Source organism: Aeromonas sp. 96A (assembly GCF_051919165.1).
GTDB lineage: Bacteria > Pseudomonadota > Gammaproteobacteria > Enterobacterales > Aeromonadaceae > Aeromonas > Aeromonas veronii.
Map to the genome: position 1 here is coordinate 4,430,166 of NZ_JBQBFE010000001.1, position 20,199 is coordinate 4,450,364.

A 20,199-nucleotide genomic window follows, 5' to 3' on the forward strand; every position below is an offset into this window, starting at 1 on the left:
GGGCCGATGCGACGAGGCAAATGTGCGTCAATTCAGTCTGTTAGTGCCAAAGAGGGGGCAATATAGCAGCTAACGGCGTGGCAAACTGTGAGTCGGGGCGGGTCGTCGGGTGATGCCACACCTAGTGACCGCAAAAATGGCCGCAACAGTGGCCGCAACGGGTCAGCAGCCATCTGAAAAGGACAGGGGGAGCGTGACTCCCCCTCCCTCTGTTGCGATGCAAGACAGATGGGGTGTCAATCCATCTGTTGGCGAGTGTTCGCAGTCAGTTCCACATCGGGGAGATGCGGGCTTCCAGCGTCTCTTGCTGCTCTTCGGGCATATCGCTGAAGAAGTTGAGCTGGGTTTGCTCCTCTACCTCACGTACCGAGACCCGGTAGTCGGCGATCTGGCTGATGTGCACCTCTTCCTGCGGCATGATAAAGGCGATGGCCTGCAGTCTGGCCGGGTCCATCACGATCTTGTAGTAGGCGCTCGGGATCGCCACACCCTGACCGATGGACTCTTCAGAGCCGGTAAAGATGGGGCCGGTGATCACCTGCACATCCTTGCGGGAGACCGCCCACTTGTTCACCTTGTCCTCCAGCACGCGCCACGCCTTCTGGTTGAGCACCCCGACCTGCGGTGTCATGTTGCTCAGCAGGAAGCTCTCTTTCATGGTGTTTTTGTTCGATTTCATGTCTCCCGCCGGGGCCTGATGGCCACGATCGTAGCCCGAGCCCTTGTAGTCGGAGAGGGTGGCGCGGTAGGCGACCGGGATCTCCTTGTCCTCGGCGAAGGCATCCTTGCGCGGCACAGTGCCCTGTGCGCTCTGGGCGGTCATCCGGTAGGAGACCCAGTCCGCCACCTTGTAGTCGTAGTTGTAGCCGACGGCATACCCTTCACGACAGAGCTTCTGATCCGATTCGGAGGGGAGGCCAAAGCGCACGTGGTCGCCACACGCCCAGTGGGCGGCCAGCAAGGGGGTAGTCGTGAGGGTGAGGGTAACAGCCAGAACCAATTTATTGATTTTTATCATTTTTGTGATGCTCCAGTTTAGTAGGCGGAGCCATTTGACATGAGATCTGACCAGCGCTTCAATTGCTGTTTTTTTACACGTCACCGTTCTGTGACGGCTCGCCAAGATCCGTGATGTGACAGGTTAATATGTTTTAAATCAGTGGCTTGGTCGGTGGGATGATGTGCGGTTGCTCGGCAGGCAACGAAAAGGGGCCCGTGATGGGCCCCTTGTACTGGTTGGTCTGACTGCTATCAGGCGGCGTTGGCCTTGTTGCCCAGCGTGCGGGCCAACAGTGCTTCCGGATTGTGAATCGCCTCTTTGGTTTTCACATCGATGACCTCGATATCGGTGAAGCGCTCGCGGTTCTTGATTGCCACGTCGTGGGCGAAGATGACGCAGCGGGCGTTGGCGACATCCTTGGCGGTAATGCGGTTGATGATGCCGTTGGCGCCCTGGGTCTCGACCTTGATCTTGACCCCCTGCTGGGCAGCGGCCTTCTGCAGGCTCTTTGCTGCGAGGAAGGTGTGGGCCACGCCAGACGGGCAGGCAGTGATGGCCAGTACGTCTGCTTCTCCTTCCGCTTCAATGATCTCGAAGCTGGTTTGGGTGGTGGTCACGTCATCTTCTTCGCTCACCGGCTTTTTCAGCAGGTTGACGATGATGGCAGTGGTCAGGGCGCCGAGGATGGTACCCAGGATGTAGCCCATCTTGCCTTCAACAACCGGCAGGACAATCCAGCCACCCCAGGGGGCGTGGTTGATACTGTGCATCATAAAGCCGGTGATGTTGCCGACGATGCCGCCTGCGACGATGGCTGGGATGACACGCATGGGGTCCGCGGCGGCAAACGGGATTGCACCTTCGCTGATACCGATCATGCCCATGATGGCGGCCGCTTTGCCGGATTCACGCTCCTCTTTCTTGTAACGCTTCGGAGACATCAGGGTAGCCAGCGCCATACCGAGCGGCGGCACACAGATGGCGATACCGACGCCGCCCATCAGCCAGGGCTGGGTGTTGACCTGAGTCTGGGCAAACAGGGTAGCAACTTTGTTGACTGGGCCGCCCATATCGAAGGCGGTCATACCACCGAGAATGGCCCCCAGCATCACTTTACCTGAGCCCGCCATGCTGGAGAGCCAGTGGTTCATCCCTTCCATCATGGCGGCGATCGGGGCACCTATGCCCCACATCACGATGCCACACACCAGGAAGGTACCGATCAGCGGATAGATGAAGATGGAACCAAGGGAGGTCATGGAGTCAGGCAGCTTGATCCGTTTGAGCTGATTGACCACGAAACCTGCGATAAAGCCCACCAGAATGGCGCCGAGGAAACCGGTTTGATAGTGCTGAACGGCAATCCAGGAGCCGATCATGCCCGGGGCCAGGCCCGGCTTGTCAGCCAGCGAGTAGGCGATGTAGCCACCCAGCACGGCGGTAAACAGGGTCAGACCGGCGATACCCATAGTCGCCATGTCTTTGAGGAAGCCCGCTTCCGGCACGGCGCCCTTGCCGCTCATCATCACCGACAGTGACAGCAGCACACCGCCCGCCACGATGAAAGGGATCATGTGGGAAGTACCAAACAGCAGGTGCTGCTTCATGGTATTGAGGCGATCCTTGAAGGTGCGCTCTTCGGGTTCAGCCGGTGCAGTGGCAGCCGGTGTGGCGGCTGGGGCCGGTTTTTGCACTTTCGGGCCTTGCTTGAGCAGGGTCAGCGCCTGCTCTGTGGTGGTGGCCGCCTTCATCTGCTCGATAAAGCCCGGTTCCAGCAGACGGGTGGAGAGCTCGGCCAGCACTTCGATGTGGTGGTTGGCGCCGCCATCCGGGGAGGCGATCATGAAGATCAGTTGAGTTGGCTTGCCATCTTCGGCGCCGTACTCGATACCCTGACGGCTGACACCGATGGCAATGGCCGGACGACTGACCGCCTTGCTCTTGGCATGGGGCAGGGCGACACCCTGCTCGAAGCCGGTGCAGTCCAGCTGCTCGCGGGCCCAGATATCCTTGACGAATTGCTGTTGATCAGACACGGCGCCATCGCGCGCCAGCATCTGTGCCATCTCGTCGAACAGAGCCTCCTTGCTGGTGGCCTTCAACTCCAGGCAGATGAGTCTGCCGTTGGTCATGGTGGGTAACATCTCACTCTCCTTCCCTGTAAGGGCTAAGTCATGCGTTGCGAATTGGGCTCATTATTGCCCTCAAGGGTAGGGTTGGACAGGCGATGAATGTAGCAATAACTGGATTTTTGTTGCATGGTTTTGCTGGTGTGATCCAGCTCGCAAAGTGTTGATCTTTAACTCAATAGTGGTTTTTGTTTAATTAATGGCAGGATGTGACAGCGGTCAAGATATGACAGAAAAACCCTTGTAATGGGATTTACAGCCATTTTTTGCGGTTTATTGCCCGATTTAAGGCATATTTGAGAAAAACGGGTTAATGGTTGAACCTGGGCTTCCCACTGGAAAATAAAATGGCCCAGCGCTGATTGGATTTTATCAATCCATCTGGCGTGGGCCGTCGGGTATCACAAAGTGACATTTTCGGATTGCGTGCTGAATGTCACCTCAATGCTATCGATCGTTACTTTTGTGGCGGGGTATCGCCCATCACGAAGTGGAGGTTGCCCCCCGGTATAAACTCCTTGTGCTCGAAGAAGAGACCATCCTTGAGCGGTTTGCCATTGATGGTGACCGACTGGACATAGCGGTTCTTGGCGCTGTTGTTATCGGCGATGATGGTGAAGGTTCCCCCCTTGACCGGGATGGTCGCTTTGGCAAATAGCGGGCGGCCAATGGTGTAAACGGGATCTGCCGCATTCACCTGATAGAAGCCAAGTGCTGACATCACATACCAGGCAGACATGGAGCCCACATCCTCGTTGCCTATGATGCCTGCCGGGGTGTTCGAGTACATGGTGTCGAGGATGTAGTCGACCGTCTCCTGAGTTTTCCACGGCTCCGATGTCCAGTTGTAGAGGTAGGGGATATGGTGGGAGGGTTCATTCCCGAAGGCCACCTGACCCATCATCCCGGTCATGTCAGCGGTCTCCGACCCCTGACTCTCGGCGGCAAAGGTGGCGTCCAGATTCTGCTTGAAGGCCTCTTCTCCGCCCATCGCGGTTTTCAGACCCTTGATGTCATGGGGCACAAACCAGGTCCACTGCCAGGCGTTGCCCTCGGTATAGTTGCCGGTCTCATGTTCGGTGCCATAGGGATCAAACGGCGTCATGAAGGCGCCATCGATCATCACCGGACGCATGAAACCGGTCACCCCGTACTGGGCGTATTCGGCCGCATTGTGGTCGAAGTAGCGCTGATAGCCGTTAGAACGGGCCAGATAGCGCGCTTCGGCCGCCGGGTTGCCGGCCGCCTTGGCGATCCGGGCGATGGCCCAGTCATAGAAGGCGTTCTCCAGACCGTAGGAGACCGACTCGAGGGTGTAGTCAGCGAAGACGGGCTGACCGTCGATCCGCTGCACTGCCGGGGCAAAGCCGTTCTTTTCGATGTAATCGATGTGGTTGGTCAGGGTCTTGTCCAGCACCGCCTTGTCCCACTCGGTCGCCAGCATGGGGTAGTTGGTATAGGTGGAGGAGTCGATTGCGGCCGTGAGCGCCAGATTTTTCTCCTGCGCAGTGAAGGCATCGGGGTATTTGGTGATGGCGTCGGCAATCACCACCACCGCCGGATAGCCCACCATGGTGCCTGTCTCATCCCCCAGATGCTCCCACTTGGGCAGCAGGCCGCTCTCCAGATACTTCTGGAGCAGGTTCTTGGCATACTGCACGGCGCGGGTGGGTTCGGTGATGGTTTTAAGCGGGTGCAGCGCTCGCTGGGTGTCCCACAGTGAGTAGACCGAGAAGTTGGGCTGATCTTCGCTTGCCTGGCCATAGTGGATGGAGTAGCTGCCTTCCCCCTTGGCCTGCGCCCCTTTGCCCATGCCGCGGTAGTTGCCATCCACATCCTGATGGACGATGGGGGCGATCTTGGTGTGGTAGAGGGCGGTGTAGAAGATCTCGTTTTGCTCCTTGCTGCCCCCCTCGATGGTGAAATTGAGGGCGTTGGCCCACTTCTCGCGGGCGTTGGCGCGGGCCTCGTCAAACGAAACATCCCCTTCGGCCTGGTAGTTGTTCCATGCGCCGGTGGCATCGACCGCCGATAGGGCAACTTTGGCGTTCAGTTGGGCTGAGCCGCCCTCTTCAAATTCGACGTAAGCGGTGACATCCGCTTTGGATTTGGCCTTGTGCTCGGCGCTCAAGCCCTCTACCGGCACACCACCAGCGAGGATGTAGACCCCTTTGATCTTCTTGTCGAAGGTCGCATGGAAGAAGATCTTCTGGTTTTTCGCCCAGCCGGAGAAGTGAGTCGCATCTCGCTCGCCGGTGATGGTGTAGCCATCTTCGCTGACGGTGAGTTTGTTGCGCAGCGAACTCGATCCCCAGTCGCTGTTGAGGATCGAGTTCAAATCGATCTTCAGCCGTTGGGGTTGCCCCTGCGGATAGGTGTAGCGGTGAAAGCCCACCCGCTCGGAGGCGGTCAGCTCGGCCTTGATGCCATTCTCGGCGATGCGCACCGCATAGTAGCCAGGCTCGGCCTGCTCGGATTTTTTGTCCATTTTGACCGAGATGGCTTTGCGGTAATCATCGCTTTGCTCGATGTATTTGGATTTATCTTCGGTAAAGGGCAGGAACAGAATATCCCCCAGCCCCCCCATGCCGGTGCCTGAGAGGTGGGTGTGGGAAAATCCGAACAGGGTATCTTTGTCAAAGTGATAGCCGGAGGAGGAGTGCCAGCCGAGCAACTCGGTATCCGGCGAGAGTTGCACCATGCCCTCCGGTACCACAGGGCCGGGAAAGGTGTGACCGTTAAAGCCAGTGCCAACGAATGGGTTCACATATTGCAACACATTGGTTGGCGTTGGCTTTTGATCGTCGTTATTGTCGCTGCTGTTATCTGAATCGCAGCCGGATAACATGGCTACCGTGCTGGTCAGGGCAATGGCCAGAATATTTTTCTTGAACATATTGAGCGGCTCCATCGGGTAGAGGGTGAGCAGTCATGATCTATTTTTATGAGACCGGAGCGATCCCTGAGCAATATTGGTGCTCGATGGCATTGATCCCGGCGAGCACTATTATTCCCATGCCATCTGTTTCATCGACAGAGTAAAAAAGTGTCATTCACTAGACTTTTGTGGCAAGGCGCGCTGTTTGTGATCCGGGTATCATGTAATTGCGTGCGGTATATTTTTGAACATTTTTGTTAGTGAACAAAAAAGAGGCCCAAAGGAAGCTTTGGGCCTGAACATATATTGATAGTGCATGATGGTTATTTATTATCTGAGCGGATCGGTTTTTGCGCCGTCATGATAAATTTCAGTTCACCACCGGCACGAATATCGCTGTGATTGAACGTCAGGTTTTCCCCCAATGGTTTGCCATTGATGGTGACCGATTCCACATAGATATTTTGGGTGCCATTGTTTTCGGCGATCACGGTGAATTTTCCGCCATCGATATCCATGATCACCTTGTCAAACAGTGGCAGACCTATGGTGTAGACCGGGAGCCCCGGCGTGACCTGATAGAAGCCCAGCGCACTCATGATGTACCAGGCGGACATTTGCCCCACATCCTCATTGCCAATCAGCCCTGTGGTGGTCGGGTGGAAGAAGCTGCGCACCGCCTGATCCACATACTCCTGGGTTTTCCACGGCTCCTTGGTCCAGTTATAGAGATAGGGAACATGGTGATCCGGTTCGTTCCCCATCACGAACTGCCCGATATAGCCGGTCATATCCCCTTGCGAGGTATCAGCGTTGGAGTTGGCGGTGAAGAGGGCATCCAGATTCTTCCGGAATCCCTCCTCGCCCCCCATCACCTCTTTGAGCCCCTCGATATCGTGGGGAACAAACCAGCTCCACTGCCAGGTGTTGCCTTCGGTAAAGTCCTGCCCCCTGTGCTCGGCCCGATAGGGCCAGAAGATGTCATAACGGCTGCTGTCGTTGGTGTCACAGTTTTGTGGTGGTGTAACGGGATTGCCGTTTTTATCGATGGCGCAGGAGGGGTAATTGTTGACCCAGCTGCCATCGTAATTTTTGGGGCGCATAAAGCCGGTCGCGCCATATTTGCCATATTGCGCCGGGTTGTAGTCAAAATAGGCGCGCCAGGTAGTCGCCCGGGCCAGATAGCGGTTCTCGGCGGATTTGTCGCCAGCCAGTCGGGCCAGCTGGGCGATGCACCAGTCATAGTAGGCATTCTCGACACCGTACGAGACGGACTCGTTGACCAGTTCATCGTACTTGTCCTGCGCCATGCCGCCCTCTTCCGGCTTGAGTTTGACGTTGGCGGGGACATAGCCGTGCTGCTCGGCATACTGGCCGTGACGGGTCATCACGGTGAAGCGCTTGTCGCCGTTCCAGGGATCCTGATAGGGCACCCAGCTTTTGGTCAGCGCGAGGTCAAAGTTGGCGGAGACATTGGCCGCCTGCAGCGCCAGCTTTATCTCTTCCTGTGTGAATGCATCCGGGTATTTGACGATGACGTCGGCGATGATGGAGACCGCCGGGTAGCCGACCATCTCGCCGGTATAGTCGGAGTGCAGCTCCCATTTGGGCATGATGCCGCCGGTTTTATATTTGTTGAGCAGGTCGTGCACATAGTCGATGGCGCGCTCTTTTTCGATGATGGTCTTCAGCGGGTGGGCGGCGCGGAAGGTGTCCCACATGGAGTAGACCGAGTAGTTGGTAAAGCCCGGTTTGGCTTGATGCACCTTGCCATCCATCCCGCGATAGTGGCCATCCACATCCTGATAGACGAAGGGGGCGATGTAGGTGCGATATAGCGAGGTATAAAACATCGTCTTGTCGGCATCGCTGCCACCCTCCAGGGTGAACTTATTGAGCACTTTCGCCCATGCCTGCTTGTTCTCCTGCACCACCTGATCGAAGCGGTAGTCATGTTCATCGGCGCGCAGGTTGGCCATGGCCCCCTCAATGCCGGTGCCCGAGATGGCCATCTTCATGGTGATGGGCCGTTCCCCTTTGGCAAAGTTGAGCTGGGTCACCACATCCCGTACCCGGGGTCTGGTTTCGCCATACCCGATGTAATCGGCCAACCCCACCTCGGTGTCGCTGCTCAATTTGCCATCGACATAGAGGGTCTGATCCACAAACGGCTCGGAAAACTCGGCATAGAAAAAGACCGTTTGCCACTGCCCCCACTCGTTGCTGGTTCTGGCCCCGGCAATTGCGTTGTCGCTCACCCGCTTGTAGTAAATGTTGCGAGAGTGGTTACCGTACTGCTCCAGCAGCTCGTGCTGCAGATCAAGCTGGACTTTGCGATCTTCACCCGCCGGATAGCTGTAACGGTGGAAGGCGACCCGCTGGGTGGCGGTGAGTTCGGCCCTGATGCCGGTCTCTACCAGATCTGCTTTGTAATAACCCACCTCCGACAGTTCGCTCGTCTTGTTGATGGTGACCGGGTCGGTATTGCTGCCGGTGTAGGGCAGGAAGGCAAAATCATTGAGATCTCCCTTGCCTGCCCCTGAAATATGGGTACTGCTGAAGCCGGAGAGTTTGGCCAGATGATGGTGATAGTCGGAAGGAGATCCTTTGCCATTCCAGTTGGCCGGGTTCCAGTTGTCCGGGCCCGGCTGGATCATGCCTTCCGGCATGACGGGGGCCGGATTGACATTGCCCAAGCCATCGGTGCCGATCAGGGGATCAACGTATTGCAGCACCTGCAGGGGGTTGTCGGGGCGCTCATTGTCGGTAGTGGTCTCATCGTTTGCGTTGCAGCCATAAAGACCAAGCAGGGTGGTCACCACGATGGCCAGGGTGTGGGGTTTGAACATCATTGCTCCTGAGTGCCGAAAATGAAAGAGCAGCAAACTTGGTGGCTTGCCGCTTGCAAAGTTACGGGGTCGGTTTCTGATTGGTCATCACAAAGCGCAGCTCACCACCGGGACGGATCTCGCTGTGGGCGAAGGTGTTGTACTGGTTGAGTGGCTTTCCATTGATGGTGACCTCTTTGACATAGAGGTTGTCCGGGCTGTTGTTCTGCGCTACCACGTTGAACTGACCGTCGGGCAGGTTGATGGTGACCTTGTCGAAGATGGGACGACCGATGGTGTAGGTCGGGTCGCCCGGGGAGATTTGATAGAAGCCCATGGCACTCATGATGTACCAGGCCGACATCTGGCCGACGTCTTCATTGCCGATCAGGCCATCCGGGGTGGTTTTGTAGAACTCCTTATAGACCCGGTCGAGGTACACCTGTGCTTTCCAGGGCTGGGCGGTGCGATTGTAGAGATAGATGACGTGGTGGGAGGGCTCGTTGCCATGAATGTACTGCCCGATGTAACCGGTCATGTCCTGATGTGCTTCGCCCCCGTTGGGGTCGGCATTGAACAGGTTGTCGAGCTTGTCGTTCAGTCCCTGCTGGCCACCCATGATCTCGGTCAGCTTGTCGAGATCCTGCATGAAGGACCACTGCCACTGCCAGGCGTTGCCCTCGGTGTAGTAGAAGGCATCCGACTTGTAGGGATCGAAATCGGCTGGCGCGTATTTCAGGGCGCACGGGTCACCGTTTTTCAGCTCGGTCGGTACGAAGAAGCCTTTGCCATCGGCATTGCCAGCCTGGGGATCCCAATGTTTGAGCGAGTTGTAGGATCGTGCCTTGAACTCCTGATAGGTGGTCATGTCGCCCGCGGCTTTCGCCATCTCGGCGATGGTCCAGTCGTAGAAAGAGAACTCCAGCGAGTAGGAGACCGAGTTCCAGTTGGGATAACGGACGCACTGCTCTTTCTCGTGATAGCTGAGCTGACCGGCCATCAGCGAGCTCAGGATGTCGTCATGGATCTGCGGGTAATCGGCAGGCCGGTAGTGGGCCGATTTGACCGAGGCTTCCAGTGCCTCTTGCGCATCGATCAGCCCCTTGGTCACCGCATCGGCAAGGATGGCCGCCGAGGGGTAGCCAATCATGGTGCCGGTTTCCGAGCCGTGGCCTTCCCATTTGGGCAGTAGGCCGAACTCCACGTTGGATTTGCGGATCAGATCCTTGGCGTAGAGAGTCGCCTGTGGCGGGTCCATGATGGTCCACATGGGGTGAACGGCGCGGAAGGTATCCCAAGTCGAGTAGATGGAGTAGTTGGGGGTATCGCCAGGTTGCAGGGTGCGCAGGGTGCCTTGCATATCAAGATACTTGCCATCCACATCGTAGAGCTCGATAGGGGCGATCATCATGTGGTAGAGGGCTGTGTAGAAGTTGGTCTTCTCGGTCTCCGTCCCCCCTTCAGTTTTGAGTGTTGTCAGCTTTTCGGCCCACGCGTATTCGGCGTCTGACTTCACCTTGGCAAAGTCAAAGGTGGGGGCTTCCGCCTCCAGATTCTTCTGTGCTCCTTGCCAGCTCACCGCCGAGATACCGACCCGGATCTCGAGCGGTTGGTCACCCTGGCCAAAATTGAGGTAGGCGGTCAGGTCATCCCCTTGATAGACGCTGTTGGGGCGCATCTCCCGGGTGGGCATCTTGTCCTGCTCGCCCAGCATGGCCCTGGCCACAGGTTGGTTGAATTTGGCGTAGAAGAAGATGTTCTGGCCCTGATGGTTCTGTCCCTGGAACCAGCCAGTGGAGGTTTTTCGGCCACGCAGGGTGTACTCATCCACCACTTCGATTTTGTTTTTCAGCGATTGGCCGTTGTTGTTGAGCAGAGTGTGGCCCAGATCGAATTTCACATTGCGATCCGCTCCTTTGGCGAAGGTGTAACGGTGCAAACCGACCCGTTTGGTGGTGGTCAGCTCAACTTCAATCTCCCCCTTGTTCAGTCTGGTTTGGTAATAACCGGCGCTGGCGTGTTCATTGGTTTTGTCAAAGGCGTTTATTTGGACGTCGGCCATCTCGGCGTAGGGCAGTACCAGAATGTCGCCCAGATCGGTGGCGCCGGTGCCGGAGAGATGGGTATGGGAGAAGCCGTAGAGCGGAACATCGGTTGCGACGATCTCGCCCGTGAGGTAATTGGAAGAGTCCCAGTAGCCGGAGGCTGAGTGCCAGGGGTTGAGTCCGCTCTCATGATCGGTGTTGGAGCCAATAAAGGTATCCGGCGAGAGCTGCACCATGCCGGCAGGGCGGGTGACACCGGGGAACGTGTGGCCTGATGCGGCGGTGCCTATCATGGGGTCAACGTATTTCAGTACCGACAGATCGACAACTGGAGTTACCGGTTTCTCGATAGCGGTAGACTCGCTCTCACTGTTGCAACCGGCGATGCCACCGGTCAGCGCGGCAATCACCGCAAGAGAAAGAAGATTGCACTTGAACATGGTCATTCCATTTTTGAGTGGTGATGGGGGAGGAAGCCCTCCCCCGAACAGGTGATTAACGGGAGCCGGCAGGCAGGTCGCCTTCGTGCAGGAAGGTGCCGATACCTTGCGCGGGCGGCAGATCTTCCGGCTGGCTGGCCCAGTTCTGATTGGGGCTATCGCCCATCACGAATTCAAGCTTGCCACCACTCAGAATTTCCTCATGGGTGAGGTAGCTGCGATTGAACTCGCTGCCATTGAGGCGAGCGGACTGGATGTAGATGTTGTCGCGGCTGACATTCTGGGCCGTGACGGTGAACTGCTTGCCAGCGCCCACATCGAGCGAGGCGGTTTCAAACATGGGGGTGCCAATCTCGTAGATGCCGGAGGAGGCATTGACCGGGAAGAAGCCCAGCGCGCGGAACACGAACCAGGCAGAGAGGGTGCCAAAGTCATCGTTGCCACAGATGCCGTCAGGGGTGTTCTTGTAGCAGACGTTGGTGGCTGCCACGATGGCGGCCTGTCCCTTCCAGGGCTGTCCTACGTAGTTGTAGAGGTAGGGCACATGGATATCGGGCTCGTTGCCCTGCACATGCTGTCCCACGTTGCCGGTGTTGAATACCGGGAACTGGTTGTCGCCAGCGTTGCGATCCGGATAGGTGCTCCAATACTCGTCCAGCCGTTTGGCAAACAGTTCGCCCCGTTTGGCCTGAGGATTCTGGGTCTGGTCGAACCGGGTCATCAGATCGACCAGGCCATGAATGTCATGTTGAACGCTGAAGGCGTATTGCCAGCCGTTGGACTCGGCGAATGACCAGTTGAACATGTCGGGGCGCCAATCCTTGCCCACTGCCCGGCCGGTTTTCGGGTCTACCCAACCGGCATCAATGAAGTTGCCAGCGTAGTCGCGGGCCTTGAACCACCCCTTGTACTGCTTGCCACCAAAGTCAAACTGCGCCTGCCAGTTCTTGGATCGATCGGCAAACTCCTGATAGCGTGGGTCACTTCCGCCAAATACTGTCTTGATCGATTGGGCGATCGCCCAGTCATTCATGGAGTACTCCAGCGAGTAGGAGGAGGTCCAGGCATCTTTGAAGGGGGAGTGCGATTCCCAGTCATTGCCCGGCGGAGTGTCATGCAACTGGGCAGGCACATAGCCTTGCTGCTCGTACTCCTTGATCCAGGCGACCCCCTGGCTGGTGGCTGCGCGGGCGTCGGTGATCATGGCGGTCACCAGTCGCTCCTTGATCTCCTGACGTTCCGCATCGCTGAAGCCCAGCGCGATCATCCGTCTGTCCAGAGAGCCTTTGGAGAGCACGTCGTGGATCACCGGCGTGGAGTGCATCCCCATCATCATGCCGGTCTCGTTACCCTTGAAGGTCCACTCCGGCAATCTGCCCTTGCGCAGGTTGCCCAGATCGTCCATCCACTCCTCCTCGGCGTAGGAGAGCATGGAGAGCACCACATCGGCGAGGCGATCCGGCTCCAGCAGTGACGAGAGGGGTTGTACTGCGCGGTAGGTGTCCCACAGGGAGAAGGTGTCGTAACGGGTAAAGTCCGCTTTGCCATCCCGGTTGGCATCGGCGGTGCGAACCGACTCCTTGAGGGTATCGATCTGCTCGCCCCACGGTGTGTTGCCATCCGGATAGGCGTTGCGCCCCTGATGCACCTGACGGTAACGCCCGTCCAGATCAGAGTGAATGGTTTGGCCAAGATAGGTGTGATAGAGCGCGGTATAGAAGGTCTGTTTGTACTCCTCATCCCCACTGACCCGGATCTTGCCCAGCTCCTTTTCCCATTTTTGGGTCGCAGCCTGACGGGCATCGTCAAATGACATATTGGCCACTTCGGTCATGTTGAGTGAGGCGCCAGCGTTGCCATCCCGGCCGATCTCGACGTTGGATAGCGCGACTTTTGCCTCGACGGTCAAACCGGCTTGCGCGGTATCGAATTCAACATAGGCACGCGCGTACTGATATTTGCCACGGGTTTCGTTGCCGATTTCGGTGATGCCTTCCGGCAGATCCAGATAGCGGTTTTGGTCTTTGTCAAAGTAGGCGAAGCGGATGTTTTTGATGGGCTGGTCGAACTCCATCACGAAGAACTCTTTCTGGCTGGGGGCCCAGCCGTCAGAGAAGCGATGGCCCTCGATCCGGTTGTGGGTTTTGTCCCATTTCAGATAGGAGTCGGAGGTGTAGTCCCAGTTGACCTTGAAGCCGAGGTTGACCACGATTTCCGATTTTTTATCTTGCGGGAAGGTGTAGCGATGAACACCCACTCGATCCGAGGCGGTCAGCTCGGCCTTGATCCCGTAATCCTTCAGATTGACCTTGTAGTAGCCCGCCGTTGCCTCTTCATCCTTGTGGCTGTAGCGGGAGGCTTCCAGATTCAGTGAGGCCGACCCCTCGTTCAGCATGAAATTGGAGCGTGAGTTGATCGGCATCACCAGAATATCGTTGAGATCTCCAGCTCCAGCCCCCGAGAGGTGAGTGTGGGAAAACCCGGCGAGGCGGTTGTCGTGGTAGTAATAGCCGGAGATATATTCCCAGCCATTGGCCCCATTATTGGGCGACAGTTGCACCATGCCATGCGGGGTCGTGGCGCCGGGATAGGTGTTGCCCAAATTACCTGTGCCGATGAACGGATTGACGTAACGGGAGATGTTAGTCTCTTTATTGTTATCGACAGCGGAATCCGAGTCATTTTGACAACCGGATATACCAATCAGGCCAGCCAGTACGGCACACGCGAGCAGGGAACGTTTCAGTTTCATATTTGTCGCCACAGGTTAATGAAAGTAGGGTATCGAACGTATCAAAACAGATAATGCAGAATGCCGGGCCGGCCAATGAATATCTGCCTGATGAGATAGCCATCTGCATGTATTACCCCGACTGTCACTGGATATAGAGGGTGTCGGGGGGAATATCAGCCAGATAAAATGGATCGTGAAAACAATCTGGCCATACAGGCGGAAAAATAAATGTGCAGGAAAATAACAGGCACCCATAGCCTGATTTAAAAAATCGCCCCTTACACTTATGAAATAAGTGGCTGAGCTGTGTTACATCTGGAATATATAAATGCGCTTAAATGTTTTTCCTGCTGCCTGTAAATTAACGGTTTCTATTATTTCGTTGATTAATATCCTGGGACAGAGGAAAAAAATGGCATTAACTGGATTTTTATGACGTGTGGGGAAGGGTGTGAGCTGGCTCGCATAACCGCAGGGTGGCGTGACCACGGAGGCTAAATGATATTAATCATTATAAGTCAGCGTGTTATTCTGCGACATTGAGTTAAATGACCGATTTTGTGAGTCGTACCAGGCTCCACATGGTCAGATGAGCTGAAAAAAGGGCCCTGCAGGGCCCTTTGAACAGAGGGTGATGAGCCGATGGCCCACCAGGATCAGCGGTTGCTGGCGCGGGCAAAACGCCCTTCAGCCGTCACGTGATAATCGCCGGTGCTGGCGGGTACAAATGCAGATTGCCCTATGGTCAGTGTCAGACGCTCGCCATCCTGGCCAATGAGGGTGATGGGCCCATCGATGGCGAACAGGATCTCGGCATTGCCGGTGGTGAGGGCATGTTCGCCTGCGCCATATACGCTGAAGGTGAAGTCCGGTACCGGCACGTCGAAGTGCTGTACTGTGCCTTCCATGCGAGGGGTGAGCAGGATCTGGTCGTCCGGTTTGGCGACACAGCGGGTGCAGGCCAGCAGCTCCGGCACATCCATGTATTTGGGGGTCAGACCGGCACGCAGCACGTTGTCGGAGTTGGCCATGATCTCTAGACCAGTGCCGTGGATGTAGGCGTGGGGGGTCTGGGCATCGAGGAACATCGCCTGACCCGGCTCAAGTGTTACCACGTTGAGCAGCAATGGCGAGAAGAGCCCCACATCCCCCGGGTACTGGTTGGCCAGCTTGCTGATGGTGGCGAAAGTCTCTTCATCCTGATGGGCGGCGGCATAGGCCAGCAGGCCAGCCAGCGCCTCGTCCTTGCGATCACCGCTGAGGATCAGCAATTGGTGGAAGAAGTGCTGCAGGCCAGCTTCATCCTGTGACTGGCGCAGCACCGCGGTCAGGTCGACCAGTGCGGGCAGCGCCATGCGATCGAACAGGACCAGGATGGCCGGGATGGCGCGAAAGCCGTTCATCGCCTGATAGCGGGTGAGGGCAAAGACCAGCTCCGGCTTGTGGTTCGGATCCTTGTAGTTGCGGTTGCTCGCCTTGATATCGATGCCGGCGGCCTCTTCTCTGGCAAAACCGGCTTCGGCCTGTGCCTTGCTCGGGTGCACCTGAATGGAGAGCGCCTGCTCGGCGCAGAGCACCTTGAACAGGAAGGGGAGTGAGCCGAAACGAGCCTGGGTAGCTTCGCCCAACATGGCGACGGGGTTGGCGTCAATCAGGCTGGAAAGCTTCACGGTCTCGCCTGCCAGGGTCACTTCGGAGCAGCCATTGGGGTGAGCGCCCATCCACAGTTCAGCTTGTGGTTTGCCTTCGGGATTTTTGATGCCAAACAGCGTGGTCAGGGAATCACGACTGCCCCAGACATAATCCTGGATCGGGTTGCACATTAGAAAAAACGGCGGGTAGCTCATGGATGGCTCCTTGTATCAGAACGATTTTTTGGAAATTTCAGTCTGGCGCGGACTATAGCATGGCAGGGGCAGCGCACCGCAATCGGTTGCTCTCTGCATCTTGATCAGGATCATTCATGAGTATCATCTTTACCCAGCTGTTGGACGGCTTTCTAAGTGAGGGGGGCGGCTTTGAGAAGGTGTTGTTTGCCTCTGACAAAGGGGTGCCTCCCTGCTTCAGTTATCAGGTCAATTTTCCGCGTCTCGAGCTGGTCTTCAGCGGCCACTATCTCAACCAGATCTGGTCCCCGGAAGGGGATGTGCAGTCGGTACAGATGGGGCCACGGGAGGCGATGTACATTCCCCCCAACGGCTGGAACAAGCCGGATTGGGACAATGATTGTTCCGTGCTCAGCCTGTTGTTCGGCAAGCGTCAGATAGGGTTCAGTCTGGTGAGCAAGCACAAGGGAGACACCGGCTTCTTCGATGTGCAGAAGCACAGTATTCAGGCCGGTGCCGGACGGGCGCTCGATCATATACTGCTCTCGCTCAACACCCTTGCGCAGGAGCCGATAAGGGCACCGATGGACAATCACCTGCTGCAGGCGCTGCTCAGTTACTCACGGCAGTTGCTGGTGGAGTCGGAGAACGGTCGTCCTCGTGGCTCCGATCTTTTTCACGGCATCTGCATCTACATTCAGGAAAATTTCCACCGCCCCATCAGTCGCGAATGCATCGCCGCCCGCTTCAATCTCTCCCCAAGCCATCTCTCACGCCTGTTCCGCCAGCAGGGGCACATGCGGCTGGCGGACTACATCAGCTGGGTGCGGCTGGAGCGGGCCAAGTTCATGCTGAAAAAGTATCGCTTCCGTCTCGAAGAGGTCGCCAATCGCTGCGGGTTTACCGACGTGAACTACTTCTGCCGGGTGTTCAAACAGAAGAGCGGTTTGACCCCTTCCCAGTATCGTTCCCTGAGTCAGCCGCAGGCGGTGGCCAGCGAGCTGGAGGGATAACTGGGCTGGGTCGGAGAGGCGTGGTGACGGCGCACTGGCGGGTGGCTACCTCTTTGGTCTGACATGCTTTCTTGTCGTTTTATTATGAAAATGAATGGGCTAAGATGGCCGCGCGCAACAAACAAGTTGATAACAAACGGAAGTTAGGAGATGCCGATGGAAAGCAAAGTAGTAATCCCGACCCAGGGTCAGAAAATCACAGTCGATGCCAACGGCAAGCTGCAGGTTCCCAACCATCCGATCATTCCGTTTATTGAAGGGGATGGCATCGGTGTTGACGTAACCCCGGCCATGTTGAATGTGGTGAATGCTGCGGTCGAGAAAGCCTACAAGGGCGAGCGCAAGATCGCCTGGATGGAGATCTATACCGGCGAGAAATCGACTCATGTCTATGGCGAAGGTGCCTGGCTGCCGGCCGAAACCCTGGATTTCATTCGTGAATATTGCGTGGCCATCAAGGGCCCGCTGACTACTCCGGTCGGTGGCGGTATTCGCTCCCTCAACGTAGCCCTGCGTCAGGAGCTGGATCTCTACATCTGCCTGCGCCCGGTGCGTTACTACGACGGCACCCCGAGCCCGGTGAAACGTCCTGATCTGACCGACATGGTGATCTTCCGCGAAAACGCCGAAGACATCTACGCCGGTATCGAGTGGAAGGCCGACAGCGCCGAAGCGAACAAGGTGATCGCCTTCCTGCAAAACGAGATGGGCGTGAAGAAAATTCGCTTCCCCGAGTCCTGCGGTATCGGCATCAAGCCGATGTCCAAGGCGGGTACCGAGCGTCTGGTGCGTGCCGCCATCGAGTATGCCATCGACAACGATCGCGACTCCGTGACCCTGGTGCACAAGGGCAACATCATGAAGTTCACCGAAGGTGCCTTCAAGGATTGGGGCTATGCTCTGGCTCAGAACGAGTACGGTGCCCAGCTGATCGACGGCGGCCCCTGGTGCTCCTTCAAGAACCCGAAAACCGGCAAGACCATCGTCATCAAGGATGTCATCGCCGATGCCTTCTTGCAGCAGATCCTGCTGCGTCCGGCCGAGTATGATGTCATCGCCTGTATGAACCTCAACGGCGACTACATCTCCGACGCGCTGGCCGCTCAGGTAGGCGGTATCGGTATCGCGCCGGGTGCCAACATCGGTGACGGCGTGGCCCTGTTCGAAGCGACCCACGGTACTGCGCCGAAGTATGCCGGTCAGGACAAGGTCAACCCGGGCTCCCTGATCCTCTCCGCCGAGATGATGCTGCGCCACATGGGCTGGGTCGAAGCGGCCGATCTCATCATCAAGGGGATGGAAGCGGCGATCCGCAACAAGACCGTCACCTATGACTTCGAGCGTCTGATGGAAGGGGCCACCCTGCGCTCCTGCTCCCAGTTTGCTCAGGACATGATCGACCAGATGTAATCTGCTGCTTGCCAGAAACGCAAAACCGGCGCCATGTGCGCCGGTTTTTTTATCGCGAAAGAGTGAAGGGGCTTATTGCGCCTGCTCTACGTGTTGCTGATAGCGTTGCTGCCATTTGCTGGTTTCTGCTTCATCACCCTGGGCCTTCCAGAAGGCGCAGATGGTGTTGGCAAGTTCCGAAGCCATCGCGTGATCTCCGTCACGTCGGCTCATCAGATAATCTCCCAGCCAGCTTTGATATTGTTTCATTACCCGATCTCCTTATCTCATGTGCCCTTGAGGGTGCCCACCGTGACGGGAGCCTGTCGGCTCATCCTGGGGGGAACATCATCAGGCATGATGGTGCAAAGTCACGACCCGGGCAGAGAGCCCGATGGGCAATCTGGCGGCGAACGTGACGCGAGATGTCAAAAAATGAGCGCCATTTTAGCACAAACTGACCAACTTGGGGAAATTGTCGCCATGGATTGCGACAGAACTGCCCCATCTCCTTGTTCCCAAAACAGAAAACCCGCCGTGATGGCGGGTTGATTTGCAGATAAAAGTGGCAAAACAGCTAGATCTTGGCGCTGGCCAGGTACTTTGCCATCTCTTCGGCGGGCACCATGCCACCGCCGGTGGCCCACACCAGATGGGTGGCCTGTGCCATGGTTGCGGCATCGCAACCGCGCCCGGTGAGCCACTCGGGATTGGCAGCCACCCGCCACGGGCCGGCCATACCTGCCAGAGCGGAGGGTTCGAGTGTGGTCTGCTCATCGCGCGCCAGCAGCCCCAGCAGGTCATACATCTCCTGATCGCTCAGGGTGTAGAAGCCATCGAGCAGTCGTTCCATGGCGCGGCCGACGAAGCCGGAGGCGCGACCTACCGCGAGGCCGTCGGCTGCGGTGAGGTTATCGATGCCCATATCCTGCACCGCAATGGCATCGTGCAATCCGGTGTGGACCCCCAGCAACATGCAGGGGGAGTGAGTGGGCTCGGCGAAGAAGCAGTGAACGTTATCCCCGAACGCGAGCTTGAGACCAAAGGCCACCCCGCCCGGGCCGCCACCGACGCCGCAGGGCAGGTAGACAAACAGCGGGTGGTCGGCATCCACCTTGATACCCATCTGGTCGAACTGCTTTTTCACCCGCTCGCCCGCCACCGAGTAGCCGAGGAACAGGGTGCGGGAGTTCTCGTCATCGATAAAGAAACAGTTGGGATCGCGCTCGGCCTCTTTGCGCCCCTGTTCCACCGCAACTCCATAATCTTCGGCATATTCGACAACGATGGCGCCATGTTCACGCAGTTTGCGTTTCTTCCACTCCCGCGCGTCGGCAGACATGTGGACGGTGACGGTAAAGCCGAGCTTGGCGCTCATGATGCCGATGGACATGCCAAGGTTGCCGGTGGAGCCTACCGCGATGCTGTACTGGCTGAAGAACTGGCGAAACTCGTCGCTGAACAGTTTGCGGTAGTCATCCTCTTCCCGCAGCAGACCAGCCTTGATCGCCAACTGTTCGGCGTGAGTCAGCACCTCGTAGATACCACCTCGCGCCTTGATGGAGCCGGAGATGGGCAGGTGGCTATCTTTTTTCAGCAGCAGTCGACCGGTGACCTCGACCCCGTAGCGCTGGTTGAGCGTAGCCTGCATCGCCGGAATAGCGGCGATGTCGGACTCCAGAATGCCGTTGCTGGTGCGGGTCTCGGGGAAGGCTTCGCACATGTAGGGGGCGAAGCGGGTCAAGCGGGCGGAAGCGTCCACAACATTGTTGTTATCGAGCCCCACATAGGGCAGACCGGCAGCCAGAGTGGTGGTGTTGGGGTTGAACCAGGTGACTGGCTCAAGCGCGATCAGGGATTGCACCAGTGGAAATTGCGCTGTGAGCTGTTGGACGTCGATGTTTTTCATAGTGTTCT

The 20,199-nt window shown here is 57.1% G+C and carries 11 protein-coding genes; 2 read left to right on the forward strand and 9 right to left on the reverse strand.

Annotated elements, in window-relative coordinates:
- Nucleotides 1–265 precede the first annotated feature (265 nt).
- The 7 genes from ACTG2W_RS20590 to manA form a co-directional block, all read right to left on the reverse strand.
- Nucleotides 266–1,018, reverse strand: coding sequence for a DNA/RNA non-specific endonuclease (locus ACTG2W_RS20590; protein ID WP_106842601.1), 753 nt, complete (start codon nt 1,016–1,018; stop codon nt 266–268).
- 233 nt (nt 1,019–1,251) lie between these two features.
- On the reverse strand, nt 1,252–3,144 hold the full coding sequence (locus tag ACTG2W_RS20595; RefSeq protein ID WP_106842600.1) for a PTS fructose transporter subunit EIIC: 1,893 nt from the start codon (nt 3,142–3,144) through the stop codon (nt 1,252–1,254).
- A 442-nt stretch (nt 3,145–3,586) separates the two neighbouring features.
- On the reverse strand, nt 3,587–6,025 hold the full coding sequence (locus ACTG2W_RS20600; RefSeq protein WP_106842599.1) for a GH92 family glycosyl hydrolase: 2,439 nt from the start codon (nt 6,023–6,025) through the stop codon (nt 3,587–3,589).
- A gap of 305 nt (nt 6,026–6,330) precedes the next feature.
- Complete coding sequence (locus ACTG2W_RS20605) at nt 6,331–8,856, reverse strand: GH92 family glycosyl hydrolase (protein ID WP_106842598.1); 2,526 nt, start codon at nt 8,854–8,856, stop codon at nt 6,331–6,333.
- A 61-nt stretch (nt 8,857–8,917) separates the two neighbouring features.
- Nucleotides 8,918–11,320 carry a GH92 family glycosyl hydrolase gene (locus ACTG2W_RS20610; protein WP_440016517.1) on the reverse strand — a complete coding sequence of 801 codons (2,403 nt, stop codon included), beginning with the start codon at nt 11,318–11,320 and terminating at the stop codon, nt 8,918–8,920.
- 55 nt (nt 11,321–11,375) lie between these two features.
- A complete protein-coding gene (locus tag ACTG2W_RS20615) occupies nt 11,376–14,072 on the reverse strand; it encodes a GH92 family glycosyl hydrolase (protein WP_440016518.1) in 2,697 nt (898 codons plus the stop codon).
- A gap of 638 nt (nt 14,073–14,710) precedes the next feature.
- Nucleotides 14,711–15,901 carry a mannose-6-phosphate isomerase, class I gene (gene manA / locus ACTG2W_RS20620; protein WP_106842595.1) on the reverse strand — a complete coding sequence of 397 codons (1,191 nt, stop codon included), beginning with the start codon at nt 15,899–15,901 and terminating at the stop codon, nt 14,711–14,713.
- A 116-nt stretch (nt 15,902–16,017) separates the two neighbouring features.
- Between manA and ACTG2W_RS20625 the strand changes: the two genes are divergently transcribed.
- Both ACTG2W_RS20625 and icd read left to right on the forward strand, forming a co-directional pair.
- Nucleotides 16,018–16,893 carry an AraC family transcriptional regulator gene (locus ACTG2W_RS20625; RefSeq protein ID WP_106842594.1) on the forward strand — a complete coding sequence of 292 codons (876 nt, stop codon included), beginning with the start codon at nt 16,018–16,020 and terminating at the stop codon, nt 16,891–16,893.
- Nucleotides 16,894–17,049: 156 nt separating this feature from the next.
- Complete coding sequence (gene icd, locus ACTG2W_RS20630) at nt 17,050–18,303, forward strand: NADP-dependent isocitrate dehydrogenase (RefSeq protein ID WP_005347179.1); 1,254 nt, start codon at nt 17,050–17,052, stop codon at nt 18,301–18,303.
- A gap of 72 nt (nt 18,304–18,375) precedes the next feature.
- Here the strand turns inward: icd and ACTG2W_RS20635 are convergent, their stop codons facing one another.
- The gene (locus ACTG2W_RS20635; RefSeq protein WP_005337712.1) at nt 18,376–18,552 is read right to left on the reverse strand and encodes a hypothetical protein; all 177 of its coding nucleotides are present in this window, start codon (nt 18,550–18,552) and stop codon (nt 18,376–18,378) included.
- 307 nt (nt 18,553–18,859) lie between these two features.
- Nucleotides 18,860–20,191, reverse strand: a complete 1,332-nt coding sequence (locus ACTG2W_RS20640) for a D-serine ammonia-lyase (RefSeq protein WP_106842593.1) — start codon at nt 20,189–20,191, stop codon at nt 18,860–18,862.
- Nucleotides 20,192–20,199 lie beyond the last annotated feature (8 nt).